Raw genomic sequence first — 24129 nt, forward strand, 5'->3', positions numbered from 1 at the left:
TCCACGCGTACGGGCAACACTCGCGTCCTTCATCCCTCATCCTCGGCGGCGCACACCCGATATGGTTGAGGTGTCGGATCGGCTTCGGTGCCTTCGTCGCCGCGCGGCGCGCGACGCTCAGAGACCGTTACTCGGCGCGGATGGCGGCCAGGGGGCTGAGCTTCATCGCCCGCTGCGCGGGGATCATCCCGGCCAGGGTGCCGATCAACGTCGCGAAGGCGACGGCGCCCACCATCAACCACAGCGGGATCACCGACAGTTGCCCGGCACCACCGCCCACGTCGCCCATCGCGGACCCCAGGGTCGCGTTGAGTACCGCGGACACGGCCAGGGAGAGCAGCAGGCCCAGCACGCCGCCCCAGAAGCCGATGGTGGCCGACTCGATGAGGAACATCTTGCGGATGTCGCCCAGCGCCGCTCCCATCACCTTCATGATGCCGATCTCCTTGGTGCGCTCATAGACGCTCATCATCATGGTGTTGGCGATGCCGATGGCCGCCACAAGCAGCGAGATGAAGCCGATGCCGCCGAACACGGCCTGGATCATGACGGCCTGTCCCTGGGCCTGCCGGATCCACTCCACCTCGGCGGAGGCCTGGATGCCCTGCTCACGCAGGGTATTGAGCATCGCCTCGGCGGCCTCGGGATCCTCCGTGAGCACGCGGAACTCGCTGTAGATGAACTCCTTACCCAACGGCTTCCCATCGGAGGTGGCCGGCTGGTTGGGCAGCGCCTTCCCGGGCAGCGCCTTCTGCATCCATGTGATCAAAGCGTCGAGGTCCGCCCACACCATCATCGAGTTGGGCCCCCACTGGTCCTCGTTCTCGTTGTACAGCTCACCGACGATGGGGAGGATGTGCCGCTTGGCCGGCTTCGGTGGCGCCGAGGGATCATCGCCCTCGCCGCCACCGTCGAGGGGAACGGGCCCGTACTCGCCCCAGCTCGTCAGGGTGCCGAATACGGTCTGGGTGCGGAAGTCCACCTCAAGGGGCATGCCGGTGTTCTCGTCCCAGAATTGGGAGGCCAACATGTCGCCGAGCAGCAGGCCGAAGGTGCCTCTGCGGGGTAGTTCGCCCCACGCCAGGGGCAGGTCCATGTGCGGAAACGCCTCGGCGGGCAGGCCTGTGACGGACATGTTCATGCTGGAGCCGCCGATGCTGAACTCCATCTCCGCGCTGTAGACGGGCCACACCGCCTGGGCGCCGGGCACCGCCTCCAGGTAGGTCTTGAAGGCGTCGTTCATCTTGGTGGGCATGCCGGGCGTGGCCTGTTCCGGCGCCGCCGGCCCGTGGACGGAGACCTGCCTCAGGTTGATGTTCTGGAACTGGGAGGTGAAGCTCGACGACAGCCCCACCCCCAGCGACACCATCACGATGACGGCGGTGGTGCCGATGAGCACCCCGAGCACGGTCAGCGACGTGCGGAACAACCGCTGTCGCAGGCTCGCGAAGCTTGTCGCGAGAAGGTCGGACCAGCGCATGGGCTCAGCGCGCGTCGGGGCCGATGAGGGGCTCGCCGAGCGCGGCGAGCGACTCCATGTCTTCGGCCTCGGCCCTCCTGCGGCGGCGACGGCGCACGAGCAGCGCCACGATCAGCAGGAGCAGCAGGCCTGCGCCCACGAGCACGGGCACCAGCGGGAAGGCCGCGCCCGGTTCCTCCACCGGCCCCTCCTGGTACGCGCCCGGCTCCTCCATGGGCATGGGCGCGTTGACGGCCACCTCGACGGTCTTGTCCATGGTGCTGACATTGCCCTCCACGTCCTCATAGGACACGGTGACGGTGACCGGGCCGGTGCCCTCCTCCATCGCCTGGATGGTCATGTCCACGGCCCCGGAGGTGCCGGGATCGATGGTGCCGATGAACACCTCGGGTGCCGACACCGGCTGGCCCTCGGCGACGGTGGCCTTGGCGTTGTAGAGCTTGGTCTTGCCCTGGTTGAAGATGTTGAAGGTCAGTGACGCCTCCTGCCCCGTGGTGAGCTGCTGCGGGTTCAGTTGCGGCACCGAGGCGTCGGCGCGGATGTTGTGCTTGACCTGGATGGCCACCACCTCCTGCGCGGAGTAGGCGTTGGCGTCGGTGTCCTCGTACTCGATGCTGATGGTCAGCTGATAGGGCCGCTCCTCCAGCGACGGCAGCGAGTGGAAGTTCATGGTGCCGGTCTCGATCTGATCGGCGCCGATGCGGTTGATGAACATCGACGATGAGCCGTTGGCCGGCAGGAACGCCGCGTCGGAACTGAGCGTCACCTTCATGTTCTGCACCCGGGTGCGACGCGACGTGTTGTGCAGCGTGAACGTGACCTGGAAGTCCTCCCCTGCCTGCACCTCCGCAGGGTTGCTGGTGAAGCCGGAGAGGATCACCCGCGGGGTCGAGACGCCGGGGATGGCCGGGGACGAGCCGGGATCGGCGGCCGCGCCTCCGCTGCCGGGCGCCGCGCCCGGCTCCGCGGCGCCGGGGTCGGCCGTGCCGTCGCCGAGGACCCCGCCGTCGGTGGCGGGATCGCCGGCCGCGCTGGCCAGCGGGATGAGGCTCAGGCTGAACACCGTCATGAGCACGATCATCAGGCGGTGGAGGTTCTTCATGGCGCGACCTTCTGGTTGGCGACGGCGGGCTCCGTCTGGGCGTGTTCCGTCTGGGTGATGTCGGTGATCTGGCCGTCGCCGATGCTGACGATGGTGTCGGCGAACGAGGCCAGGTGGCGGTCGTGGGTCACCATGATCCACGTCTGCTGGAAGCGGCGGATGACCGTGCGGAAGAGGCTGAGCGTCTCCTCCGAGGTGCGGGAATCGAGGTTTCCGGTGGGTTCGTCGGCGAAGACCAGCGTGGGCTGCACGGCCAGCGCCCGGGCGATGCCGACGCGCTGCTGCTGGCCACCGGACATCTGGCCGGGCTTGTGGTGCAGGTGTCCGGCCAGGCCGAGCTGCGTCAGGATCATGCGGGCCCGTGCCTGCCTGGCGCGTTTGGGGATGCCCCGGAACGTGAGCGGGAGCGCGACGTTGTCGATGGCTGTCAGCTGCGGCAGCAGGTTGAACGACTGGAAGATGAATCCCACCTGCTCGCGCCGGTAGGTGACCAGTTGCGACTGGTTGAACCGGTGCAGCGGCTGGCCCGCCACGAAGACCTCCCCCGCCGTCGGCTTCTCCAGCCCGCCGAGCATGTTGAGCAGGGTGGACTTCCCGGAGCCCGAGGTGCCCACGACGGCGGTGAAACTGCCGCGGGGAATGGTGAGGTTGATCCTGTTCAGCGCGACGACGCGGGTGTCGCCCACGCGGAAGATCTTGCTCAGGTCGCGGGTCTGGACCAGCGGTTCGCCTACGGCCGGCAGCGGTGGTCGGTTCTGTTGAGCTGTCATGGACACCTCCTCGCGGCTCGTGAGCGACTGTCGCTTGCGAGAAAGATAGCCGTCCCGGCTCCCTGCAGGATGGGTGTTCGCCCGGGTCATGAAAGGTATGGACGAAGGTCGGAGCCGCCATGGTCCCAGGTCTGACGTGGAGGGCGGCTACCCCCGCGACACGCAGTCAACATGACGTGACCCTCTCCGGAGGTTTATCGTGGGACCGGCGGCCCAAAGGTCGCTGATGCGGGAGGAACGCCATGCGGCAGACGAACCAGTTGACGGATCTTGAATTTGAATCCAGCAGGGTCAAGGTGAGCGATTGGGACCTCCGCATTCCCATAGCCCCGAAGGCCGGCCCGTTCTGCCAACTCGAGGTGGAAACCATCCCCGGCGCCACCCCCGGAGTCTTCGCCTGGGTGGTCACCGACAAGGTGATCTTCGTGGGCCATACCGATGACCTGTCGTTGGTCGCGCACCAGCGCGGCGACTTCACCTCCGTCACCGCCTCCACCACCGACGAGGGTGCGGCCAAGATCAACAACCTGATGAACGCGGCGTACAAGGCGGAGCACCGCGTCTCCTTCTGGTGGCGGCCCGAGACGTCCGCCGAGGACGCGGCCGAGGTGGCCGAGCAGCTGATCGCCGAGTTCGACCCGATGGGCAACAAGCTCACCCGCCCCAAGGCCACGCGCGTGGCCGCGGAGCCCGCCGCGCCGTCGGCCACCGCCCCGAAGACGGCCCCGAAACCCAAACTGGTCAAGCCGCGCACATACGATGCCGAGCGCGTCACTCCGAAGAACCTCATCTGCCCGTCGTGCTTCATCCAGGTGCCGCTGGCCTCCGGTTGGTGCGACGACTGCGAGATCAAGGTCGCGGTCTGAGGCCAACCTGCAGTTGACAGTGCGTTAGCCTGGGTCCACGGCGACAGGAGCGGCACATGGAGATTCTCTTCACCACCAACAACGAGTTCGGGCAGGCCGTCTTCGCCCGCCGGGATGAGGCGCACACGGTGGCGCGCATCCGCCGCGCGCTGAACAACGCCACCACCTGGGGCGAGTTCAAAGACCTCATGGATCCGTTCGAGTACCAGTACCTCGTGGAGAAGAACCTCGGCCGCACGCTCGACGAGATCGACCCGGACGAAGCCTTCAACGCCGACGCGATCCCCGGCGTCGCGGACCGCTACTACCCCACCTGGCTGCAGGCGCGGATGCTGGAGTGGTTCCCCAAGTCGTTGATCCTCAAGTACGACGGCTCCATCACCTCGCTGAAGGGCGACGCGCTGGTGCTGCCCGGCGAGTACGCCGAGGATGTCGCCGAGGATCTGCGCTCCGAGGGCTACACCGTCGCCAGGACGGACCTGGCCTTCCTCTGAGCCGCCCCGTCAGTGGATCGAGGCGTCTGCGGAAGCCGTCGACCAGTCGGAGAACGGGTTGGTCACCACGCGAGCAGGTCACCGCCTTCCTCGCGCACCGCCGCGGGGATCCTCGTCCAGGTGCCATCGGCCCAGTTCAGGTGGCGTGTCATGTCAGACCCTGCTCCACAGTGGCGTCTTGAGGTGGTTGTAGTCGTCGACCGGGTCGAAGCAGACCGTGCCGCGACACACGTAGACGAAGCCCTCGGCGCGCTGCTCGAGGTGCGAACCCCATCCCTCGGCACCCTCCGGTGCGGTGACCACGTAGGAGCCGGCAGGGGCCAGCCGCCAGGACGCGCGTGCCAGTTCGCTGAACGGGTCCTCGCCCACGACGACGGCGACCGCGGGCTTCAGGCCGCGCCGGGCCTCGTCGGCGATCAGCAGGTCCCCCAGCGCTGCGCCCGCGAAGCGGGGGTTCTCGGCGACGGTGGCCCAGGTGGTGCGGGCGGCCCGGTCGGCGCACTCGACGAGTTCGGGGCGTTCCGCCAGCGCGCCGACGATCCGCAGCGCCGCCACCAGTGCGGACGTGCCGCTGGGGGTGACGTTGTCGGTCAGGGAGCGCGGGCGATCGAAGAGGCCGGCGTCCACCGCGTCGTAGAACCCGCCGTCGGGGTGGCTGAACAGTTCGTCTGCCTTCTCGACGAGCGCCTCGGCCCGGCGCAGCCACTGGGCGTCGCCGGTGGCCCCCGCGAGGAGGGCGAACGCTTCGGCGACCGCGCCGAAGTCGTCTGCGCCGCCGACGGCCGCGTCCGCCACGCCCTCGCGCGAGGTGCGGCGGAGCCCCCCGTCGAAGACGTGCACCTCGGCCAGGTGTTCTGCGGCGCGCAGGGCCAGCTCGAGCCATCCCTTCTCGTTGAAGATCAGGGCGCCGGTGACCAGCGAGGAGATCATCCAGCCGTTCCAGGCGGCCACCACGATGTTGTCCGAGGCCGGACGGAAGCGGGTCTCGCGCTCCGCGAGCAGCGTGGCCGCGACCTCCTCCAGGCGCGCGAAATCCGGTCGTCCGCGCAGCTGCAGGGTGGAAAGGCCGTCCTCGAAGGTGCCGCCCTTGGTGACGTGGAACACCTCGCCAGCCCAGTCGCCCAGCTCCTCACCCAGCGCGTCGGTGAGCAGTTCCGGGTTCCACAGGTAGAAGATCCCCTCGTGCACTGCGCCGCGGATGTCGCACGAGTCCGCGTCGAGCGCCGAGATGAAGCCGCCCTGATCGCTGACCATCTCGCGCTCCAGCCACTCGACGATGCCGTAGGCGGTGCGCTCGAACAGCGCGCGCAGGCCGGCGTCATGATCGGCGGTGCGGCGCCAGCCCCGCACGTAGGTGCCCAGCAGGAGCGCATTGTCGTAGAGCATCTTCTCGAAGTGCGGCACCACCCAGCCGGCGTCGACAGAGTAACGGTGGAAGCCGCCGCCCACCTGGTCGTAGATGCCGCCTCGGGCCATGTGTTCCAGCGAGCGATGCGCCAACTCGAGGGAACGGGGATCCCCCTTGACCAGCAGCGCGTCGATGAGCGTTGGGTTGGGGAACTTCGGCTGCGTGCCGAAGCCGCCGTGGAGGACGTCGAAGGAGTGTTCGACGGCGTCGATCGCCTCGCGCGTGTCGGGCGCGGTGTCGGCGACCGAGTCGTCGCGGGCGGCGAGCACCTGCGCCAGGTAGTCCGCGGAGCCCCGCATCTTGTCGCGACGGCTGTGCCACCCGTCGGCCATCGCCTGCAGCACCTGCATGAACGACGGCTGCCCCGGCGAAGCCTGCGGCGGGAAGTAGGTGCCGGTGAAGAACGGCTTGCCCTCCGGGGTGAGGAACGCGGTCATGGGCCACCCGCCCGCCCCGTTGTTCATGGCCTGCGTGGCCAGCATGTAGACGGCGTCGACATCGGGGCGCTGCTGGCGGTCCACCTTGATGGCCACGAAGTGCTCGTTGATGAAGGCGGCGACCTCCGAATCATCGAACGATTCGGCGCTCATCACGTGGCACCAGTGGCACGCGGCGTAGCCGACAGACAGAAGGATGGGGCGGTCGAGTTCACGCGCCGAGGCCAGCGCGTCGTCGGTGAACTCCCACCAGTCGATGAGTTGGTGGGAGTGCTGGCGCAGGTAGTCGCTGGAGGATTCGGCGAGGCGGTTGACCATGGTGCCCAAGCGTATCTGGTCCGGTCTGAGGGTTGTCCTGGCCGCCCCATCGGCCACAATGGAAGCATGAGCGAAACCCGCACCAGTCGTTCCCCGTTCGCCAGCGCCCTGCTCGTGGTGGGCGGGCTGCTCGCCGTGATGTGGGTGCTCGAGGCCATCGACTCGGTGACGCTCAACTCCCTCGACGCCTTCGGCATCGAGCCTCGCCAGGCCTCGGATCTGCCCAACATCCTGTGGTCCCCGTTCCTGCACTTCGGGTGGGCCCACCTCATCAGCAACTCGGTGCCCTTCCTGGTGCTGGGCGTGCTGACCTACCTGTCCGGGGTGGCCCGCTTCGTGGTGACCACCGTGGTAAGCACCGTCGTCTCCGGCCTGACGGCGTGGCTGCTCGCCGCGCCCGGCACGATCACCGCCGGCGCGTCAGGCGTGGTCTTCGGCTACCTCACCTACCTGCTGGTGCGCGGCATCTTCACGAAGAAGCCGTCGCAGATCCTGTTGGCCGTGGTGGTCTTCGCCATCTACGGCACCGTGCTGCTCGGGGTGCTGCCGGGGACGCCGGGCGTGAGCTGGCAGGGCCACCTGGGTGGCGCCGTCGGTGGTGTGCTGGCCGCGTATCTGCTGCACTCGAAGAAGCAGCGCCACGGGGGCTGACCCCTCAGATCATGAACTCCGGCACCAGCTTGTCGGGGCGAAGGCCTGCGAACAGGTCGTCCTCGGGGATCATCGTGGGCACCTTGGAGACCACCAACTGGTAGTCCTCCGTCGGCCACCCCATCTTCTGAATCGGCAGCGGTACGGCGAACCACGGGCCGTCCGGATCCACCTGGGTGGCGTGCGCACGCAATGCCTCGTCGCGCACGTGGAAGTAGTCTGCGCACGGGACGAAGGTGGTGAGGCGGCCGTAGGAGTACGGGTCGTTGTCGCGGGTGGGCACCTGGTACTCCAGGCCGTGCTCGTGCATCGCGGCCTCGAGTTGCTCGTAGCGACGGCGGTGGAAGCTCATGTGGTAGTACAGCTTGGCGGCCTGCCAGGGCGTGCCGTGCTCCGGCCACTGGTAGGAATCGGCTGCCGCCTTGAACGCCTCGAGCGTGATGTGGTGGCACTGGATGTGATCCGGGTGGGGGTAGCCGCCCTGCTCGTCGTAGGTGGTGATGACGTGGGGGCGGAAGTCGCGGATGACCTTCACCAGCCGTCCGGCCGCCTCCTTGACGTCCTCCAGCGCGAAACAGCCTCTGGGCAGCGGCGGGAGGGGGTCGCCCTCCGGCAGCCCGGAGTCGACGTAGCCCAGCCACACCTGCTCGATGCCGAGGATGTCGCGGGCGCGGGCCATCTCGTCGCGGCGGATCTCGGCGATGTTGCGCTCAATCTCGGGATCGCCGGCCAACTTGGGGTTGAGCACCGAGCCGCGCTCTCCCCCGGTGCAGGTGGCCACCATCACCTTGACACCCTCGGCGACATACTTCGCCGTGGTCGCCGCGCCCTTGCTCGACTCGTCGTCGGGATGGGCGTGGACGTGCAGCAACCGCAACTGGGGGGCTCCGGAGTCAGGCATGATCTGTATTGTGCCGTGCCCCAGCCGATAGCCAAGTGGTCATCTCAGGCACAATGGGGTCCGTGACCACCGACGAAGCCCGCATCAAGGCCCGCTACCCCAAGGCCAGCCCCGCCGATTACCTCCTCGGCGGGCTCGCCGCAGTGGCGGTGCTGACCGCGATCGTGCTGGTGATCATCTCGGGCCTGCGCAACTCCAACCCGGATGTGGTGGCGATGATCCGCGGGTTCGAGGTGCCGTCGGCCACGGAGATCACCGCTGAGCTTGTCGTGCAGCGCAAGGACCCGACGCAGGCCGCCGAGTGCCGGATGTACGCGCAGGCCGAGAGCTACGAGACAGTCGCCGAGCGCATCGTCGAGGTCCCTCCCGGCACCGAGGAACTCACCACCATGGACGTGAGCCTGAAGACGACGAAGGAAGCCACGGCGATCCGAATCGACGGTTGCCGCTTGGCCGGCTGATAGGCTGGTTCAATGTCCGAAACAGCTACTGAAGTGGTGTGGCTCACCCAGGAGGCCTACGACAACCTCGAGGCCGAGTTGAACGAGCTCAGGACCGTGGGCCGCGAAGAAGTGAGCGCACGGATCGCTGCTGCCCGCGAAGAGGGCGACCTGTCCGAGAACGGCGGCTACCACGCCGCGCGCGAGGAACAGGGACAGATGGAAGGCCGCATCCGCCAACTGGAGGATCTGCTGCGCCGCGCCCAGGTTGGCGAACCGGAGGGCGACAAGGACGAGGTCGTGCCCGGCAAGCTCATCACGGTCGCCTACGACGGCGACGATGACGACACCGACACGTTCCTCCTCGGCTCCCGCGAGGTGCTCGGCACAGACGATTCGGTGGAGCACACCGTCTTCTCGCCGCAGTCGCCCATGGGCTCGGCCATCACCGGCGCCAAGGTCGGCGACGAGGTGCGCTACACCACACCCAACGGCAAGGAACTGATGGTCGTGATCAAGAAGGTCGAAACCCTCTGACCTATCCACCTGTGGGGCCCCGCCCCTGGACACCGTTTGTTGCAGACGCCCGGCTGGAGTTTCCAGCCGGGCGTCTGCGTTACGGTTTCGGCAGCAACGCCAGGCAGCCCGGCGGAGCATCCCGGTGACTCACGCATCGGACATGCTCAGGGTGCAGGGTCAGGAGTCGGACAGCAGTTGGGCGGCCAGTTCGGGGCTGAGCTCGCCGCGGGCGACCCGGGCGAGGATCTGGTCCTCAGGGGAGCCCTTGTCCTCCGGCACCGCGTCGCCGTACTCCGATTGGGCGGCGGTGCCGTCGTCGTCGCCCTCCGCGTGCGTGGCGGTGGGCTGCGCCGAGGGATCGGCAGGGTCGAGGCCGAGTTTGGCGAGCACCGCGTCCAGGCGGGCGCGGGCCGTGGGGTACGACACCTGAAGGTGCTTCTCCACCTCGCGCAGGTTGCCGCGGGAGGCGAGGAACACCTTCAGCAGAGTGAGGTCCGCCTCCCCCAGCGAGCAGAACTCGCAGCTTGCGAACTCGCCGGCGATCTCGGTGCCGCAATGCAGGCAGCCCTTGCGGGTGGTGATGAGCTGATCGCCGCACACGGGGCAGTCAGCGGGTGCGTGGTAGACGGGCTTTGCCATGTCTCACTCCTCGTTCTTGATGGTGGCCATGCCCATGACGACGGCGACGTCGAGGCGGGCCGAACCGTTGCCCACGATGTACTCGTCAACCTTGTCGTTGCCGTCCGGCCAGCTGATCCGGCCCAGCTTGGCCTCGCCGCGGATGGTGACGTTGGCGCCCTCCGAGAGGGTGACGGTGAGCGTGCCGGATTCCACCTTGAGCCGCGAGCGGCCCAGGCTGATGGGGCCCTCGACAGTGACACCGCCGGCTTGGCTGAGGAGGTCTTCGATCTCCTCCACATCCTCCAGGGTGGAGCCGCCGGCGGTGACGCGGATGCGGCCCAGCCGGGGCACGCCGACCGTGCGGAGGCCGCCGGTGGTGACCTCGGCGTCGACAATGAGCTTGGGGTTGACGCGCACGACGAGTTCCTTGCCCAGCGAGATGTCGCGCAGGTCGTCGAGGTTCCGTGGGGGACGGATCAACGAGAAGCCCTGGAAGTTGGGGCCGATCTCGCCGGTGGAGCTGACCTCCATGACGGTGCCTACCCGGCGCAGCACGTGCGGCCCGTCGATCGTCAACGTGCTGACGGAGGAATCCCCCTCGATGCGGACGCGGCGGCCCACCGCGGTGACGGAGACGCGCGCGAGGCCGCCCGCTTTCGGGCCACCCTTCGAGGCCGTGTCCTGCGGAGCGTCGGTGTGCACAGTGGCATCGTCTCCGCCCGCGGCCGCCTTCTTGACGGCGTCGATACGTCGGCTGGCTTCGGCGGCGTCGATGCGCCCGGCGGCCAGGTCGTCCAGAATCGGACCCAGATCAGCATTACTCATGCAGAAACTCTACCCCTCCTTTCCATTCTGGGAATCGGATCTTTCACTTGTCTGAACCCTGGCCCTCCCCCGTGGTTACCCTGAGCGCCCGAATCTAGATTTGGGGCCTCTCCCCCGGGCCGGTTGTGCACAGGCAGGAGCAGATCGACGACGCGGGGACAGGCCTTGTGCCAGAGTTGGGGCATGCCGAAGCCGCTGTCAGAACTTGTGGCCCCTGAGTGGGCTGAAGCCCTCGCGCCGGTGGAAGAGAACATCACGGCGATGGGCGGTTTCCTCCGCGAGGAGATCGCGGCGGGACACAGCTACCTGCCCGCGGGCGAGCACATCCTGCGCGCCTTCACCCAGCCGATGGCCGACGCGCGGGTGCTCATCCTCGGCCAGGACCCGTACCCCACCCCCGGCCACGCGATGGGCCTGTCCTTCTCCGTCAACCCGGATGTGCGCCCCATCCCCGGCAGCCTGCGCAACATCTACCGGGAGTTGGAGTCGGACCTCGGCATCCCGCAGGCCATCCATGGCGACCTGTCCGCCTGGTTCCAGCAGGGTGTGCTCCTTCTCAACAGGGTGCTCACAGTCCGTCCGGGCGCGCCCGCCTCCCACCGCGGGAAGGGCTGGGAGGAGGTTACCGCCTGCGCCGTCCAGGCCCTCGCCCGACGAGGGGGCCCGCTCGTCGCGATCCTCTGGGGCCGGGATGCCCAATCGGCCAAGCCCATGCTGGGTGAGACTCCTGTGATCGCCAGCGCCCACCCGTCGCCGTTGTCGGCACGCAACGGCTTCTACGGCTCCCGCCCGTTCAGCACCGCGAACAGGCTGCTCGAGGAGCAGGGCGGCGAGCCGATCGACTGGGGCGCACATCAGCGGGCAGACGGACCACATGAGTCATCATCCCGTCCCGCCCGAGGAACCGGCGCCAGAGGAGCCTGATGCCCAGCCGGCCGGCAGGCGCAGCGCCGAGATCACGCCCGGGCGTCGGGCGCTGTGGGCCGTTGGTGGCGTGGTGGGCGGCTACATGATCGTCCGCGGCCTCTACGGCATCTTCAACGAGGACGATGAGCAGCCGTAGCCCCGCCGTTGCCACACGCGGGTAGCCTGGGGGGATGGAGATCGACGTTCTCGCCTGGCTCAACGCCCGCATGTCCCAGCCGCAGATGGTCACCGAGGAGGAGGCCCTCGACGGCCGCGACACGCCCGTCCTCGACCCCCTGCCCGTGCACGAGGTACTCGGCCTGCCACTCGATGAAGTGCCCGAGGGCGCCGAGGTGGCCTACTTCGCGATGGGCTGCTTCTGGGGCGAGGAGCGCATGTTCTGGCAGACGCCCGGCGTGCTCAACACCGCCGTCGGCTACATGGGCGGCTTCACCCCCAACCCCACGTACAAGGAGACCTGCACCGGCCAGACGGGCCACGCGGAGACGGTGAAGGTGGTCTACGACCCCGCTCAGGTCAGCTACGACGATCTGCTCACCCTCTTCTGGGAGAACCACGACCCCACGCAGGTCTACCGGCAGGGCAACGACCTGGGCACGCAGTACCGTTCCTCGATCTTCCCCGTCGACGAGGCCCAGCGCGAGGCTGCCGAGCGCAGCCGCGACGCGTTCCAGCAGCGCCTTACCGAGCAGGAGTACGGCCCCATCTCCACCGACATCACGATGGACCAGCTGTTCTACTACGCGGAGCTTGAGCACCAGCAGTACCTGCACAAGAACCCGGACGGCTACTGCCCCAACCACGCCACCGGCGTGAAGTGCGGCCCGGCGGATTGAGTCGTTCCATTGTGGCTATCTGGAGGCCCGGGGGCCTGGGGCCTGAACCAGCCGTTGGCTACTCGAGGCCCTCACGAGCACGCTCCAGGCCCCGGCGACAATCTCAGAAGAACGTCTTCTGTGGATAACTCTGGATCCGTCCGGTTTTGTCAGAGTGGCCGTTTAATATCGGTTGTATGAACGAGACGCGGGATCTGACACAGCGGTACATCGCCGCGCTGTGGGACACCGCGCGCTCACTGGGAACCGACGAAACCGCTCACCAGGCCCTGGCCGGGCTGGTCGATTCGCTGGCCGAAGCTGAGGCTCAACTGGCCGGGCTGAAGCTGCACCTGCTCCACGCAGCCCGCCTCTCTGGCGCCGACGCCGTGGTGGCCGGGGTGCGGGAATCGGTGCGCACCACCACAGCGCAGGCCACCTCCACGTTGAAACTATCCGTCGAACTCGGGGAACGGTTCGAGGTGATCGGGTCCGCGTTGAACGACGGCACCATCTCACTGGCGCAGGCCGAGGCGATCATCGCCGGGCTACGGAAACTCCCCTCCCGGCTCACCGGCTCAGAGTTGGTCCGGTGTCAGGAAACGATCCTGGAGTACACCGACACCTTCGGCCCCAGTGAACTGCGCATCCTTGCGTCGCGGTTGCTGGAGATCATCGACCCGGAGCAGGCCGAGATGGAGGAATCAAAGCGCCTCGCAACCGAGGAACGCGCGGCGCGGCGGGGCCGGTTCCTGCACCTCTCCCCTGACTTTCATGGCTCCATGCGCATCACCGGACAACTGCCTGTGGCTGATGCCGCGCAGCTGTCTGCCCAGTTGGATGCGTTGATGCCGTCGATCTCGTCCTATGCAGAGACCGGTGAGGTCCCGGGGCCGGATGTGCGGCGTGCTGATGCGCTGGTGTTGTTGTGTCAGGCAGTGGCTAACGCCGGTGAGTTGCCGGCCCATGGTGGGGACCGTCCCACGGTGCATATCACGATGGACTTCGACACGCTCGTCTCCGGGCTGGGCAGCATTGACCTGCTCGGCCATGATTCCGTGGACGGGATCTCCGCCGGTGAAGCACGGCGCCTGGCCTGTAACGCGAACATCATCCCCGTCGTGCTCGACGGAACGTCACGTCCGCTGGACGTGGGCCGCGAGAAGCGGTTGTTCACCCCGGCGATGATCGCCGCGCTGGCTGAACGGGACAAGGGCTGTGCTTTCCCCAACTGCCACGTCCCACCGGCGTCGTGTCACGCGCACCACATCGTGCCCTGGTGGGCATGGGGCCCCACTTGCGTCTCGAACGGGGTGTTGTTGTGTCCCCACCACCACAGGCTGGTCGAACCAGACCCGAACCAACCGCCAGAATCGCAATGGCAGGTCCACCTCGACGAGGTCACCGGGTTGCCGTGGTTCACCCCACCCAGACACATCGATCCCAGGCGAAGGCCCCGGCAGAACGCCAGATTCATCCTCCACCACATCAAACTCGAACCCGCCGCTGGGGCACCACCATGCCCACCCGAGAGCAGAGAGCTCATCCTCAAGGACCTGCTCCAACACGCCTCACCAGCCTGGGCCGACAGCGGCTAGGCACCGATGCGTTAACCCGCATCCCGTGCTCCGTGCGGCCACTACGCTCGGTGCCATGCCTCTCTTCCGCGTCACCACCGCAGCCGACCCCGCAGCCGCCGAACTGCTCAACGCCTACTTCGCCGAGCGCATCGCCCAGTGGGGTGACCCCAACACGTCCTACCAGCCCAAGCCCGCTGATTTCAGCCGCGGCGTGCTGCTGGTGGCCGAAGGCGACGACGGGGTGGCTCTCGGCGTCGGCGGGATCCGCCCCGTCGAGGGTCAGGGCATGGAGGTCAAGCACCTCTATGTGGCACCCGCCGGCCGCGGTCAGGGGATTGGTCGCGCCCTGCTCCGGGAGCTGGAGAGCCACGCAGCTTCCATGGGCGCGACCCGGATGGTGCTCGACACCAACGCAGACCTTGCCTCGGCCAACCGCCTGTACCAGGCTGAGGGCTACGTCGCCGTCGAGCCCTTCAACGACAACCCGAACGCGACCAGCTGGTTCGCCAAGGAACTGACTCAGGCGGCGCAGGGCTGAAGGCGCCCCTCCCCCGGGTGGGCGAGCTCCGCGACCGCTGCGGCGTCAGCCGCCTCGGAGGCCACGAGGCGACGGTGGTGGAAGCGCCACGCGATCAGCAGCGGGATCAGCGCAGCCACCCAGGCGGCCGGTGCGGCCAGGATGACTCCGATGAAGCCCACGTGCTGGATGACGAACAGCCCGATGATGCCGCGCACGACCAGTTCCAGCACGCCCGCCATCGTCGGCGCGAGCGTGGAGCCCAGGCCCTGGATGGTGCTGCGCACCAGGAACAGGATGGACAGCACGGCGTACAGCCCGCCATTGATCAGCAGGTACTGGTGCGCCATCGCCACCACGTGTTCCTGGCCGGAGCCGACGAACGCGCGCACGAGTTCGGTGCCGAACGCGACGATCAGCAGCCCCAGCGCCAGTGACATGCCGACGGTCAGCATCGCGGCCCGGCGCACCCCTGTGCGGATGCGGGCCCATTCCCTGGCCCCCGCGTTCTGCGCAATGTAGGTGGTCATCGCCACGCCGACGGTGGCCAGCGGGATCACAGCCACCTGATCGACGCGCATCGCGGCCGTGAAGGCTGCCACCGCATCCGTGCCCAGGGAGTTGATACCGAACTGCAGCAGCGCAGCGCCCAGGGCGATGATCGACATCTGGAAGCCCAGGGTGAGGCCTAGCTTCGAGGATTCACGGGCACCGCTGAGCCGGATCCGCCAGTCGGCACGGCTGAGGTGCAGATCCGGCATCCGCCGCCAGATGAGCGCCAGGCACAGCAGCACCGAGACCAATTGCGAGAGCACCGTCGCCAGGGCTGCGCCGCCCACGCCCATGCCGAGGCCGCCGATGAAAGTGATTACGAGTACAACGTTGAGCACGCACGCCAGGATCAGGAACAGCAGTGGGGTGCGGCTGTCGCCCAGCGCCCGGATCACCGAACTGAGGTAGTTGAACGCGACGGTTGCCAGCGCGCCGCTGAACAGCACACCGAGGAAGGTGGCTGACTGCCCCATCAGCTCGGCCGGCGTCCCCAGCCAGCCCAGCAGCGTCGTCGCCCCCAGGGTGCCGATGACCGTGATGCCGAGGGCGACCAGCGCGCTGATGACGGCGCCGGTGGCCACCGCACGTCGCATGGCCGGCAGGTCCCCGGCGCCGAACGCGCGTGACACGGGGATGGCCAGGCCGGTGGAACAGCCCATCGCGAAGCCGAACAGCAGGAACTGCAGGCTGCCGGAGGCCCCGACGGCGGCGAGCGCATCGACGCCGAGCATGCGGCCCACGACGATCGCGTCGGTCACGGCATAAGCCTGCTGGAACAGGTTGCCGATGAGCAGTGGCAGCGTGAAGACGACAATCAGCTTGAGCGGCGATCCGACGGTGAGGTTCTTGGCCATGCAGGGTCTCTTCCGAGAAGTGGGCGGTCCGGACGCGGTCCGGGAGGGGTCAGCGCGCACCGTCGATCCCGACCCGTTGGGTAGGGTCCGGCGTCAGTGCGTGGAGGTGGCCGTCGTGGCGCATCGGGGCGGGTGGTCCGCGGCCCGGTGGTCGGCGATCAGCCTGGCGATTGTATTGCAGCGGGGCAAAAGAGACAAACGTATTGCACACGGACGCGAACCGTCACGTCCGTGATCTTCCTCGCCCTTAACAGCCTGCTGCTCACCGCATGCAGTGCGAGCGGTGACCAGGATCAGGAGATCAACCCGGCCTCATCAACGAAGGCCAACTGGTGGTGGCCATGAGCGGGGAGTACCGGCCGTTTTCGCGGTGAAGGATTCGTCACTGGTGGCCTTCATCGGCATGGGCGAACTGTTGCGCACCGCGCAGAACATGGCCGCAGCCGAGTATTCGCCGCTCAACGCCTACCTGACGGTGTCGGTCTCCTACCTGATCATCGTGCTCGTGCTCACCGGTTTGGTCACGCTGCTCGAACGCACGATGAACCCCGATAAGAAGGGAGCCCACGCCTGAGCGAGACCCAGCTTGAACAGGACTTTTTCGACGCCTCAGATCACGACGCCAACGTCGTCGAGATGCGCAAGGTCACCAAGAAGTTCGGCGAGATCCTCGTCTTCGAGGACATCGACCTCGACGTCAGCAAGAGCGAAGTGGTCGTGCTCGTCGGCCCGTCCGGCGCGGGCAAGTCCACGCTGCTGCGCTGCGTCAACGGCCTCGAGCAGATCACCAGCGGCACTATCACCGTCGCCGGCGACGAACTGAGCTATGACCAGGCGCACCTCAACCGGATCCGCTCGCGGGTGGACATGGTGTTCCAGCAGTTCAACCTGTTCCCCCACATGAAGGTGCTCGACAACATCACGGTCGCCCAGCAGGAAGTGCTGAACCGCTCGCGCGACGAGGCTCTGCGGGCGGGCCATAGCTTGCCAACGCCGCGTGTTCGACGGCGCGGCTGCGCAGCAGCCAGGCGATGCTGAAGGCGAACAGCGCCATGGTCTCCAGGATCATGATGGGCTTGTAGTGCCCGAGCATGAAGTAGATGTCCACCGGCAGGAACGTCCACAGCACCATGAGCAGGACCGCCACGACGATGGTGGTGCCGCAGATGCCGTAGATCACCAGCCTGCGCCCCATCCCGTCCCCGGGGATGCCCGTCATGGGGAACAGGACCAGGCAGAACGTGGCCAGCGACAACATGAAGACGACGGCCGCGGCGTGGTGGATCCATTCGGTGGGGTACGGGCCGAGCACGCACTGGAGCAGCGAGCACTGATCCGTCCCGCGCGGCCGCAGAGGAGCGATCGCCACCAGCGCTGCCGACACCGAGGCGACCTTGGCCACCACCCGGTCCGCGCGGAGTTCCGGGTTGTACGGGTGATAGCCGCGGTAGGACCACATGAACAGCGCCAGCGCGCAGAGCGTCCCGACGAAGACGTCGCGCACCGGGGTGTAGTAGTACTCCGAGATGCTGCCGCGGATGCCCTGGCCGCTGAGCAGGCTCCACCCGACGAGAACGACGGGCAACACGAACGCCAGCGAGCTGATGACGCGTTGCTGGGTGATGAACGTGCGGCCGAGTTGTCCATGGCTGGTGGTCGCCGGCTGGTTATCCATGGGCGGGGCGGCTCCTTCGTCAAGATGGCCCCACCAACATACGCTGCACCCGCCAACGCTCACAGCTGATGCGGCTCTCCCCTCCTCGCCAATGTTCGATGCTGCTGATCCGGCGACGGGGCCCGGCTACGCTGAAGCGGTGACGAACCCTGCCCTCGAAGCGCTCACGGCCTCCGGCCTCGAACACACCGTCACCCGGCACGGCCGGGTCCGCTCCCTCGCCGAAGCCGCCGAGGCGCGCGGCGTCGAGCACCGCGACCTGATCAAGACCATGGTGGTGCGCCGCGCCGAGAACGACCATCTCCTCGCCCTGGTGCCCGGGGACCGCACCATCTCCTGGCCCAAGCTGCGGAAACTGCTGGGCGTCTCACGGCTCTCCATGCCAGATGCCCGGGCGGCCTTCGAGGTCACCGGCTTCGAGCGCGGCACCATCACCCCGTTCGGCACGAAACAACCGCTGCCCGTGGTGGCGGATGAGCTCATCCGGGGCCGCACCGTCTCGATCGGCGCGGGCGAGCACGGCGTGGCCGCGACCCTCGATGGCGACGCGCTGCTGGCCCACCTCGGCGCCACCGTCGCCGACATCACCGAGCCCGGCGCCTGAGCTACTCCCCCTTGCGGCGGACCATCTCCCCGATCCAGGTGGGGGCGTACGGCGAGGTGCAGTTGGGTGGCGTGGGGTAGTCCTTGAGGACTTCCAGACGCTCCCCGATGGCGACGGCGCGGCCACGGACACTTCGTCTGCAAGACTGGAGCGATGCCTGATCCGCTGATCTACGCACACCCGCTGCTCGACCTGGGAGCCAGCAGGCGCGCCGATCCCCACCCGTGGCATGATGCCCCCGTGGGTTGGCAATTGTGGGACGGACAAGCGCGTTTCCGTCGATCTCTCGAGCAGGTCGCCGACGATGTGCTCGACGCCGCCGGCGTCGACCTGGACCCTCGCGCCTTCGTCGTCGCGCTGCCCGTGGAATCCGACGGCGACGTCCTCGTCGAGCCCCAGCGCGGCCACTTCGACAGGGCAGTCCTCAAGCAGGCCAGCACGCTGGCCACCCGCCGCTTCAACAAGCTGGTGCGCGACAACGGCTTCGACGAGGACAGCGACGCGCACCTCGCCGCTTTGGAGGCCCGCACCCGCCGTCGGGCAGTGGCCGACAAGCTCGACGCCGCAGCCCGCGCCTCGGGACGGATCCACTTCGTGGGCCTCGGCGTGCGCATCGGGGACCACATCGCGTTCCCCGTCCTGGCACTCCAGGCAGATCCCTGGCAAGAACTGCCGCAACTTCCCGATGACGCCGAGGACGCATTCCTCACCGCCCGCTCCTTCCAGGAGGCCGTGGTCACCACCGTCCTCGACGTGGCCTCCCGCGAACTGGACCGTCAGGTGCCCGGCAGCATCGTGCGCGCAGACACCGAGAACGTGCTGCGCGCCGCCGCCGATTCGTTCGTCTCCGCCGTCGTTGCCCGCACCGGTCAGGACTACGCGTTCGGGGCGATGCAGGCGTTCGACGCCGTCGCCGCCACCCGCTACGAGGGGCGCGCCGGCAAGGGCACGCTGGCCCTCGTGCCCGCGGACGACGAGAGCGCCACCCGCATCATCACGCTCGAGCATCCAGTGCCCATCGGCCGCACCCGCGGGCTGCGCAAGATCCTCGAACTCTCCGGGCCGGGCCTCCACCTGCTGTGCGACGGCCGCGAGGTCTACGGCCTGGGCACCGTCGACGCGGAAGCCCGCGAGCACACCTATGAGGTGCGCATCTCCGGGGACGGCTCGTGGGAGTTGTGGGACAACGAGGATCCGTTCCTCCGCGTGGACAACGGCATCCCCGCCATGCCGCGCGACCTCCTCGACGAGGACGAGTTCTCCGTCACCGTCGAGCGCGTCTTCCCCAACGTCTCGGCCCGCAACGCCCGCATCCTGTGGCGCGTGGCGGTGGCCTGCTCGCAGCAGGCGCACGGCACCATGCTGGTGGTGCACCCCGAGGCAGGCGAGGAGGCGGCGCGCCTCCTCCCCCAGGGCTACGCCATCACCCCCACCCGCCTGTCGGATCGTGCGCTGGAGGCCGCCACCAGCATCGAGGAGGCGGCGCGCCTCCTCCCCAGGGCTACGCCATCACCCCCACCCGCCTGTCGGATCGTGCGCTGGAGGCCGCCACCAGCATCGACGGCGCGGTGTTGGTCTCCCCCGACGGCCGGTGCCACGCCGTCGGCGTCATCCTCGACGGGCTGGCCACCGGCACCGGGGACCCTGCCCGCGGCGCCCGCTTCGGCTCCGCCATCCGCTACCTCGCCGGCGCAGGCAAGGGCGCGATGGTGATCATCGTCTCCGAGGACGGCCGCATCGATCTGCTGCCCAAATCCAAGCGGCGCGTGCGCCGCGCGACGGTGCAGCGCGCCGTCGACCGCCTGGTCGCCGCCTCCGCCGAGGGGGAGGATCCGGAGGCGTTCACACGGGCCGACCGCGCCGTCGAGAAGATCGAGTTCTACCTCAACCAGGACCAGTGCGACGCCGTCAACGAGGCGCGCGACGTGGTCGAGTCACGCGAGTGGGGCGAGGCGCGGGTGCGCCGCCAGTACATCCCGATCGCGCCGGATCCGGCGATGGACGACTCGTACTTCGTCGACCGCGCCGGGGTCGCCGAGGAGGAGTAGCGCACCCTGCGCGCCTACACTGTCCGGGTGAAGAAGAAGACGACCGTGGCCGCCGCCTTGGCTGCCGTCGTCCTCTCGGGCTGTACACCCCTGTCCCCCGGCGCCCCGGACCCGGTGCCACCTCCGGCTGGCGTCAGCGGGTCGCCGACCACTTGGGAGGCCTCGCCCGGTGCAAGCCCCATCCCCGACGACCAACTGCCGTTGGCCTTCCCCATCCCGGGTCAACTGATCGACTCCGCCGAGGCCGTCGTCGAGGAACTGCATCGGGTCGCCGGCGGGCTGCCCGTCCTCAAGGTCGACGTCACCGTCGACCAGGCCACCCTGACCGCCCTGCTGCCGGACAGGGGCGTGCTGAGCTACCGGTGGAGCGGGGATGAGATCGCCAGGGTCGATTCAGACATCCAGTACCTGGATCAGGCCACGTTCGACCCGTCGGACTTCCCGCTGGCCTCGACCACCCGCATGTTCGACATCGCGGACCTCCGCGGCGTGCGCGGGCAACTGGTGCTGCAGATCGTCGACTACCGTGAGAGACAGGTGCTGATGACGGTCACGTCCAGGCCGGAGTCGACGACGGTCTTCTTCCGGCCTGACGGCACCGCGGTCGCCGAGTTGGGCTACACCGGGGTCGCGGACCTGGCCGACGGCCTGGCCGAGGTGATCGGCGACGACACCGAGGCCTTCGCCGTGGGCTTCAACGCGACCCAGGGCTACTGGGCGGAACTCCCCGACGACGAGCCCGGCGTACTCGTCAGCCGCAACCGCATGGGCGGGCTGCCCGTCTTCGAGACCCGACGCAGCGAGACCCCCGCCGTCGAGACGTTCGACCCGCGGGCGATCCAGCCGGCAACGCTGGCCATGGTGATCGCCCGCTTCCAGCCGGACCCGGCGGTGCCGTGCGACGTGCGCATCGACCGTTCGACGCGGCGCAGCGCCGCCGTCGTCCGGGTCGACTGCGAGGGTGAGGTGCACTTCGCCGACCTCGAGGGTCGCGACATGACGGCCCTGGTCAACGCTGGCTGAGGCCGGTTCCTGAGCGTCCGCTCGCGAGCTTGCGAGCCAGCGGACGACGAAGGGCACGCTCAGGGAGCGGGATATTACTCGCCGAGGTCGTCGGTGTTGAAGGTGTCGCAGGCGTTCGGGTCGCCGCTCTGGAATCCCTTCGCCACCCAGTACTGCCTCATCTTCGACGAGCCGTGCGTCCAGCTCTCGGGCACCACGCGGCCCCCCTGCTGCTGCTGGATGTGGTCGTCACCGACGGCGCGGGCGGCGTCGACGATGCGGTTGAGATCGTCCTGCGTGACCTTCTCGATGGGCGACTCGGGGTCTTCGGTGGTGTTCTTGAAGAACACGCCGGCGTAGCAGTCGGCCTGCAGTTCGAGGCGGACGGCGCCGGACCGGGGGCCGGTGTCGTTGCCACCGGAGCGGGCCTTCTGCATGTCGCCGGTGAGGTACGAGATGTGGTGGCCGTACTCGTGGCCGGTGATGTAGAGCTCTGCGGCGTCGCTGCGGGTGGTGCCCAACTGCTCGAGGAGCTTGCCCATGAAGGCGTCGTCGATGTAGATGCCCTGGTCACCCGGGCAGTAGAACGGCCCCATCTCGGACTGGCCGGTGCCGCAGGCGGTCTGGATCTGGCCGGAGTAGAGGTTCAGTGCGGAGATGGGCTGGAAGCCCTCGGTGAATGCGGAGGACCAGTACCGTTCCAGCGCCACGTCGTAGGCGTCCCAGCGGCAGTCGCGGTTCTCCTCGATGTCCGCGGCGGTACGGCACTGCGTGTTCTGATCGCCCCGGGGCTGCTGCTGCTCGGGCTGCGTCTGCGGCGCGCCGAACAGGTCGCCCAGGCTGCCGCCGCCGAAGATCATCATCAGCACGACGAGGATCAGACCGCCGATGCCGCCGCCGACGGCGATGGGGCCACCGCGGCGACCGCCGCCCATACCGCCTCCACCACCGCGGCGGCGTACGCGGGAACCGCTGATATCTGAACCACCGCGAAATTCCATGGAACCCTCCATCGGCTGCGCCCCGGACGGCCCGGGGTCCTAGTCAGCGAAAACAATATCCCCATTTCAGCGTAGGCGGGGCAGCCGTGACAAGCGCCGGGGGCGTTCTGCCGCCGAAACGCCACCGCGCGCCCCTGAGCCCTCGGGAGCTGAAAGGGCCCCGACTACACTGGCGCAATGCGCGTCGTCGGTGTCACCAGTCCCCTGCGGGCGCCTGTCGCGAGTTTCCAGGTGGGCCACGGTGAGCACCCGCGGGTGACGATGTTCGACCACGGTTTTGTGCCGCTCCGCCCGCTCGCTGCGGCCATGATCGACGGTGAGATCGTGTTCACGTGGCTGGTACGCGAGGTGCACGAGGCGGACCATCGTCCACCGGAGCGGCACACGGTCTACGTCAATTCGCCGTCGGAGACCCCCGCCAGATACCAGCGCATCGGCGCCTACGCCCTCGTGGTCTCCGATCGCGGCATCCTCGGCACCGTCAACTCGACGGCGACCCCTGCGCCGGGCACCTGGTCGCTCCCGGGTGGCGGTGTCCACGAGGTCGAGTCACCGTCGGATGCGGTGTTGCGGGAGGTGTACGAGGAGACGGGGCAGGAGGTCGTCATCGACCGGGTGCTCAGCCTCGAATCGGAGCATTGGGTGGGCCGCTCCATGTCCGGGCGGCTGGAGGATTTCCACGCGCTGCGCGTGGTCTACGGGGCGACATGCAAAGCACCCAGCGACCCTGTCGTCCACGATGTTGGTGGTTCGACGATGGAGGCCGGCTGGGTGCCTACCCGCTCGTGGCGGTCTCTGCATTGGACCAACAGCTCGCGGACGTTGCTGAGTCAGTACGCCCGCAAGCTGTCGATGGGTCAGTCCCTGAAGTAGCTCAGGATGCGCAGGATCTCGATGTACAGCCACACCATGGTGACGGTGATACCGAGGGCCGCGCGCCACGACTCCTGAGCCGGGGCCTTGGCGGCGATGCCGCGCTCGACGGAATCGAAATCCGTGACGAGGTTGAGCACAGCGAGGATGACGGCGAGGATCGAGATGCCGATGGAGATCCAACCCGCGCCCGAGCCGACTTCGCGGATGGGCGTAGCCACACCCATGAGAGCCAGCACGAAGTTGACCAGCAGCACGCCGGCCATGGCGGCCGTGCCGATGAACACCATTTTGCGGAACTTGGGCGTCACGCGGATGTTGAAGAACTTGTACGCCGCGAGGGTGACACCGGCGGTGACGAAGGTGGCCATGACGGCCGCGGTCACGATGCCGGGGAACATGGCCTCGAACAGCGTGGAGAATGCACCTACGAAGATGCCTTCGATGGCGGCGTAGAACAGCACGCCACCGACGGGCAGCTTGCGGCGGCCGGCGACGAACAGGACGGTCACGAAGCCGACCAGCGCAGAGACGATGACCGCGGGGGTCAGCAGGGTGGTAGGGATGATGCCGTTCCAGAAGCCCAGGAACACGGCGATCGCGGTGACCGCCACCACGCCGAGCGTGATCGCGGTCTTGGCGAGCACGTCGTCGAGGGTCATGACGCCGCCGGCCTGCGGGGCGTCGTGCTGCGGCGGGGCGTAGGGTTCCTGGCGCTGCTGGCCGAACTGCTGCTGGTTGTACTGGGGCGGCGCGTAGCCTTCCGGTCCTCCGTAGCCCGTGTAGCCGCGCTGCTGCGGGGCGTTCTTGGTGAAGGCGTCGGGCCGGCCGATGATCGGGTTAGCCATA

General features: G+C 68.1%; 27 protein-coding genes. 16 read left to right on the plus strand and 11 right to left on the minus strand.

Going from position 1 to position 24129, the window contains the following annotated elements; genetic code table 11:
• Positions 1 to 127 precede the first annotated feature (127 nt).
• The 3 genes from BN1186_RS05535 to BN1186_RS05545 are packed head-to-tail and all read right to left on the minus strand — an operon-like array spanning position 128 to position 3352.
• Positions 128 to 1429 carry an ABC transporter permease gene (locus BN1186_RS05535; RefSeq protein ID WP_180349025.1) on the minus strand — a complete coding sequence of 434 codons (1302 nt, stop codon included), beginning with the start codon at positions 1427 to 1429 and terminating at the stop codon, positions 128 to 130.
• A gap of 55 nt (positions 1430 to 1484) precedes the next feature.
• Complete coding sequence (locus tag BN1186_RS05540; protein ID WP_040283093.1) at positions 1485 to 2582, minus strand: COG1361 S-layer family protein; 1098 nt, start codon at positions 2580 to 2582, stop codon at positions 1485 to 1487.
• Positions 2579 to 3352, minus strand: a complete 774-nt coding sequence (locus tag BN1186_RS05545; protein WP_052459833.1) for an ABC transporter ATP-binding protein — start codon at positions 3350 to 3352, stop codon at positions 2579 to 2581. Before BN1186_RS05545 ends, BN1186_RS05540 begins: the two co-directional genes overlap by 4 nt.
• A 242-nt stretch (positions 3353 to 3594) precedes the next feature.
• Here BN1186_RS05545 and BN1186_RS05550 point away from each other — a divergent pair, with 242 nt between their 5' ends.
• Both BN1186_RS05550 and BN1186_RS05555 read left to right on the plus strand, forming a co-directional pair.
• Positions 3595 to 4218: a GIY-YIG nuclease family protein gene (locus BN1186_RS05550; protein ID WP_040283094.1), complete on the plus strand. Its 624-nt coding sequence runs from the start codon at positions 3595 to 3597 to the stop codon at positions 4216 to 4218.
• Positions 4219 to 4274: 56 nt separating this feature from the next.
• Positions 4275 to 4712: a hypothetical protein gene (locus BN1186_RS05555; RefSeq protein WP_040283095.1), complete on the plus strand. Its 438-nt coding sequence runs from the start codon at positions 4275 to 4277 to the stop codon at positions 4710 to 4712.
• A gap of 153 nt (positions 4713 to 4865) precedes the next feature.
• Here BN1186_RS05555 and BN1186_RS05560 read toward each other — a convergent pair whose 3' ends face one another.
• The gene (locus tag BN1186_RS05560) at positions 4866 to 6875 is read right to left on the minus strand and encodes a thioredoxin domain-containing protein (protein ID WP_040283096.1); all 2010 of its coding nucleotides are present in this window, start codon (positions 6873 to 6875) and stop codon (positions 4866 to 4868) included.
• Between the two features lie 117 nt (positions 6876 to 6992).
• Here BN1186_RS05560 and BN1186_RS05565 point away from each other — a divergent pair, with 117 nt between their 5' ends.
• Positions 6993 to 7526: a rhomboid family intramembrane serine protease gene (locus BN1186_RS05565; protein ID WP_139650922.1), complete on the plus strand. Its 534-nt coding sequence runs from the start codon at positions 6993 to 6995 to the stop codon at positions 7524 to 7526.
• Positions 7527 to 7530: 4 nt separating this feature from the next.
• On the opposite strand, the gene mca is transcribed toward BN1186_RS05565, so the two are convergent.
• Positions 7531 to 8427 carry a mycothiol conjugate amidase Mca gene (gene mca / locus BN1186_RS05570; RefSeq protein WP_040283097.1) on the minus strand — a complete coding sequence of 299 codons (897 nt, stop codon included), beginning with the start codon at positions 8425 to 8427 and terminating at the stop codon, positions 7531 to 7533.
• 62 nt (positions 8428 to 8489) lie between these two features.
• On the opposite strand from mca, the gene BN1186_RS05575 reads away from it, so the two are divergent.
• Together BN1186_RS05575 and greA are read left to right on the plus strand one after the other, a co-directional pair.
• Positions 8490 to 8888, plus strand: coding sequence for a DUF4307 domain-containing protein (locus tag BN1186_RS05575; RefSeq protein ID WP_040283098.1), 399 nt, complete (start codon positions 8490 to 8492; stop codon positions 8886 to 8888).
• A 12-nt stretch (positions 8889 to 8900) separates the two neighbouring features.
• Positions 8901 to 9404 (plus strand): transcription elongation factor GreA, encoded by a 504-nt coding sequence (greA, locus tag BN1186_RS05580; RefSeq protein ID WP_040283099.1) that lies wholly within the window; start codon positions 8901 to 8903, stop codon positions 9402 to 9404.
• Positions 9405 to 9563: 159 nt separating this feature from the next.
• Here the strand turns inward: greA and BN1186_RS05585 are convergent, their stop codons facing one another.
• Entirely contained in the window at positions 9564 to 10025 is a 462-nt protein-coding gene (locus BN1186_RS05585) for a DUF2089 domain-containing protein (protein WP_040283100.1), read from the minus strand.
• A gap of 3 nt (positions 10026 to 10028) precedes the next feature.
• A complete protein-coding gene (locus tag BN1186_RS05590; protein ID WP_040283101.1) occupies positions 10029 to 10832 on the minus strand; it encodes a hypothetical protein in 804 nt (267 codons plus the stop codon).
• A gap of 183 nt (positions 10833 to 11015) precedes the next feature.
• Here BN1186_RS05590 and BN1186_RS05595 point away from each other — a divergent pair, with 183 nt between their 5' ends.
• The 5 genes from BN1186_RS05595 to BN1186_RS05615 all read left to right on the plus strand — a co-directional run bounded on the left by BN1186_RS05595 (position 11016) and on the right by BN1186_RS05615 (position 14692).
• Complete coding sequence (locus tag BN1186_RS05595) at positions 11016 to 11756, plus strand: uracil-DNA glycosylase (RefSeq protein ID WP_082031125.1); 741 nt, start codon at positions 11016 to 11018, stop codon at positions 11754 to 11756.
• The gene (locus tag BN1186_RS05600) at positions 11707 to 11895 is read left to right on the plus strand and encodes a hypothetical protein (protein WP_040283102.1); all 189 of its coding nucleotides are present in this window, start codon (positions 11707 to 11709) and stop codon (positions 11893 to 11895) included. The genes BN1186_RS05595 and BN1186_RS05600 overlap by 50 nt, the downstream gene beginning before the upstream one ends.
• Before the next feature lie 70 nt (positions 11896 to 11965).
• Positions 11966 to 12595 (plus strand): peptide-methionine (S)-S-oxide reductase MsrA, encoded by a 630-nt coding sequence (msrA, locus tag BN1186_RS05605; RefSeq protein ID WP_040283192.1) that lies wholly within the window; start codon positions 11966 to 11968, stop codon positions 12593 to 12595.
• 176 nt (positions 12596 to 12771) lie between these two features.
• The gene (locus BN1186_RS05610) at positions 12772 to 14172 is read left to right on the plus strand and encodes an HNH endonuclease signature motif containing protein (protein WP_052459836.1); all 1401 of its coding nucleotides are present in this window, start codon (positions 12772 to 12774) and stop codon (positions 14170 to 14172) included.
• Positions 14173 to 14227: 55 nt separating this feature from the next.
• Complete coding sequence (locus BN1186_RS05615; protein ID WP_040283103.1) at positions 14228 to 14692, plus strand: GNAT family N-acetyltransferase; 465 nt, start codon at positions 14228 to 14230, stop codon at positions 14690 to 14692.
• On the opposite strand, the gene BN1186_RS05620 is transcribed toward BN1186_RS05615, so the two are convergent.
• Positions 14674 to 16077: an MATE family efflux transporter gene (locus BN1186_RS05620; protein WP_074436944.1), complete on the minus strand. Its 1404-nt coding sequence runs from the start codon at positions 16075 to 16077 to the stop codon at positions 14674 to 14676. The two genes, BN1186_RS05615 and BN1186_RS05620, sit on opposite strands and share 19 nt — an antisense overlap.
• A gap of 388 nt (positions 16078 to 16465) precedes the next feature.
• Between BN1186_RS05620 and BN1186_RS05625 the strand changes: the two genes are divergently transcribed.
• Entirely contained in the window at positions 16466 to 16651 is a 186-nt protein-coding gene (locus BN1186_RS05625) for a hypothetical protein (protein ID WP_139650868.1), read from the plus strand.
• A gap of 62 nt (positions 16652 to 16713) precedes the next feature.
• Complete coding sequence (locus tag BN1186_RS05630; protein ID WP_074436945.1) at positions 16714 to 17115, plus strand: ATP-binding cassette domain-containing protein; 402 nt, start codon at positions 16714 to 16716, stop codon at positions 17113 to 17115.
• Here the strand turns inward: BN1186_RS05630 and BN1186_RS05635 are convergent.
• On the minus strand, positions 16997 to 17752 hold the full coding sequence (locus BN1186_RS05635; protein ID WP_040283105.1) for a hypothetical protein: 756 nt from the start codon (positions 17750 to 17752) through the stop codon (positions 16997 to 16999). The genes BN1186_RS05630 and BN1186_RS05635 overlap by 119 nt on opposite strands.
• Positions 17753 to 17891: 139 nt before the next feature.
• On the opposite strand from BN1186_RS05635, the gene BN1186_RS05640 reads away from it, so the two are divergent.
• The 3 genes from BN1186_RS05640 (at position 17892) to BN1186_RS05660 (ending at position 21427) form a co-directional block, all read left to right on the plus strand.
• Positions 17892 to 18356, plus strand: a complete 465-nt coding sequence (locus BN1186_RS05640; protein WP_040283196.1) for an aminoacyl-tRNA deacylase — start codon at positions 17892 to 17894, stop codon at positions 18354 to 18356.
• Positions 18357 to 18509: 153 nt separating this feature from the next.
• Entirely contained in the window at positions 18510 to 20069 is a 1560-nt protein-coding gene (locus tag BN1186_RS05650; protein ID WP_040283106.1) for a hypothetical protein, read from the plus strand.
• Positions 20070 to 20431: 362 nt separating this feature from the next.
• Positions 20432 to 21427: a hypothetical protein gene (locus BN1186_RS05660; protein WP_040283107.1), complete on the plus strand. Its 996-nt coding sequence runs from the start codon at positions 20432 to 20434 to the stop codon at positions 21425 to 21427.
• Positions 21428 to 21501: 74 nt separating this feature from the next.
• On the opposite strand, the gene ypfJ is transcribed toward BN1186_RS05660, so the two are convergent.
• The gene (gene ypfJ / locus BN1186_RS05665) at positions 21502 to 22407 is read right to left on the minus strand and encodes a KPN_02809 family neutral zinc metallopeptidase (RefSeq protein WP_040283108.1); all 906 of its coding nucleotides are present in this window, start codon (positions 22405 to 22407) and stop codon (positions 21502 to 21504) included.
• Between the two features lie 177 nt (positions 22408 to 22584).
• Here ypfJ and BN1186_RS05670 point away from each other — a divergent pair, with 177 nt between their 5' ends.
• Positions 22585 to 23280: an NUDIX hydrolase gene (locus BN1186_RS05670; protein WP_040283109.1), complete on the plus strand. Its 696-nt coding sequence runs from the start codon at positions 22585 to 22587 to the stop codon at positions 23278 to 23280.
• Here the strand turns inward: BN1186_RS05670 and BN1186_RS05675 are convergent.
• Positions 23265 to 24128: a Bax inhibitor-1/YccA family protein gene (locus BN1186_RS05675; RefSeq protein WP_040283110.1), complete on the minus strand. Its 864-nt coding sequence runs from the start codon at positions 24126 to 24128 to the stop codon at positions 23265 to 23267. The genes BN1186_RS05670 and BN1186_RS05675 overlap by 16 nt on opposite strands.
• Position 24129: the final 1 nt, after the last annotated feature.

The organism is Tessaracoccus massiliensis (genome assembly GCF_000826065.2).
In the GTDB taxonomy this organism is placed as follows: Bacteria; Actinomycetota; Actinomycetes; order Propionibacteriales; family Propionibacteriaceae; genus Arachnia; species Arachnia massiliensis_A.

Excerpts from the sequence above, each read along its gene's own strand:
- BN1186_RS05650 (WP_040283106.1), top strand. The coding sequence starts at position 18,510 with ATGCCTGATCCGCTGATCTACGCACACCCGCTGCTCGACCTGGGAGCC.
- BN1186_RS05545 (WP_052459833.1), bottom strand. The coding sequence starts at position 3,352 with ATGACAGCTCAACAGAACCGACCACCGCTGCCGGCCGTAGGCGAACCG.
- BN1186_RS05615 (WP_040283103.1), top strand. The coding sequence starts at position 14,228 with ATGCCTCTCTTCCGCGTCACCACCGCAGCCGACCCCGCAGCCGCCGAA.
- BN1186_RS05635 (WP_040283105.1), bottom strand. The coding sequence starts at position 17,752 with ATGGATAACCAGCCGGCGACCACCAGCCATGGACAACTCGGCCGCACG.
- BN1186_RS05590 (WP_040283101.1), bottom strand. The coding sequence starts at position 10,832 with ATGAGTAATGCTGATCTGGGTCCGATTCTGGACGACCTGGCCGCCGGG.
- BN1186_RS05540 (WP_040283093.1), bottom strand. The coding sequence starts at position 2,582 with ATGAAGAACCTCCACCGCCTGATGATCGTGCTCATGACGGTGTTCAGC.
- BN1186_RS05630 (WP_074436945.1), top strand. The coding sequence starts at position 16,714 with ATGCGCAAGGTCACCAAGAAGTTCGGCGAGATCCTCGTCTTCGAGGAC.
- ypfJ (WP_040283108.1), bottom strand. The coding sequence starts at position 22,407 with ATGGAATTTCGCGGTGGTTCAGATATCAGCGGTTCCCGCGTACGCCGC.
- greA (WP_040283099.1), top strand. The coding sequence starts at position 8,901 with ATGTCCGAAACAGCTACTGAAGTGGTGTGGCTCACCCAGGAGGCCTAC.
- BN1186_RS05600 (WP_040283102.1), top strand. The coding sequence starts at position 11,707 with ATGAGTCATCATCCCGTCCCGCCCGAGGAACCGGCGCCAGAGGAGCCT.
- BN1186_RS05675 (WP_040283110.1), bottom strand. The coding sequence starts at position 24,128 with ATGGCTAACCCGATCATCGGCCGGCCCGACGCCTTCACCAAGAACGCC.
- BN1186_RS05555 (WP_040283095.1), top strand. The coding sequence starts at position 4,275 with ATGGAGATTCTCTTCACCACCAACAACGAGTTCGGGCAGGCCGTCTTC.
- msrA (WP_040283192.1), top strand. The coding sequence starts at position 11,966 with ATGTCCCAGCCGCAGATGGTCACCGAGGAGGAGGCCCTCGACGGCCGC.
- BN1186_RS05595 (WP_082031125.1), top strand. The coding sequence starts at position 11,016 with ATGCCGAAGCCGCTGTCAGAACTTGTGGCCCCTGAGTGGGCTGAAGCC.
- BN1186_RS05550 (WP_040283094.1), top strand. The coding sequence starts at position 3,595 with ATGCGGCAGACGAACCAGTTGACGGATCTTGAATTTGAATCCAGCAGG.
- BN1186_RS05670 (WP_040283109.1), top strand. The coding sequence starts at position 22,585 with ATGCGCGTCGTCGGTGTCACCAGTCCCCTGCGGGCGCCTGTCGCGAGT.
- mca (WP_040283097.1), bottom strand. The coding sequence starts at position 8,427 with ATGCCTGACTCCGGAGCCCCCCAGTTGCGGTTGCTGCACGTCCACGCC.
- BN1186_RS05610 (WP_052459836.1), top strand. The coding sequence starts at position 12,772 with ATGAACGAGACGCGGGATCTGACACAGCGGTACATCGCCGCGCTGTGG.
- BN1186_RS05560 (WP_040283096.1), bottom strand. The coding sequence starts at position 6,875 with ATGGTCAACCGCCTCGCCGAATCCTCCAGCGACTACCTGCGCCAGCAC.
- BN1186_RS05620 (WP_074436944.1), bottom strand. The coding sequence starts at position 16,077 with ATGGCCAAGAACCTCACCGTCGGATCGCCGCTCAAGCTGATTGTCGTC.
- BN1186_RS05585 (WP_040283100.1), bottom strand. The coding sequence starts at position 10,025 with ATGGCAAAGCCCGTCTACCACGCACCCGCTGACTGCCCCGTGTGCGGC.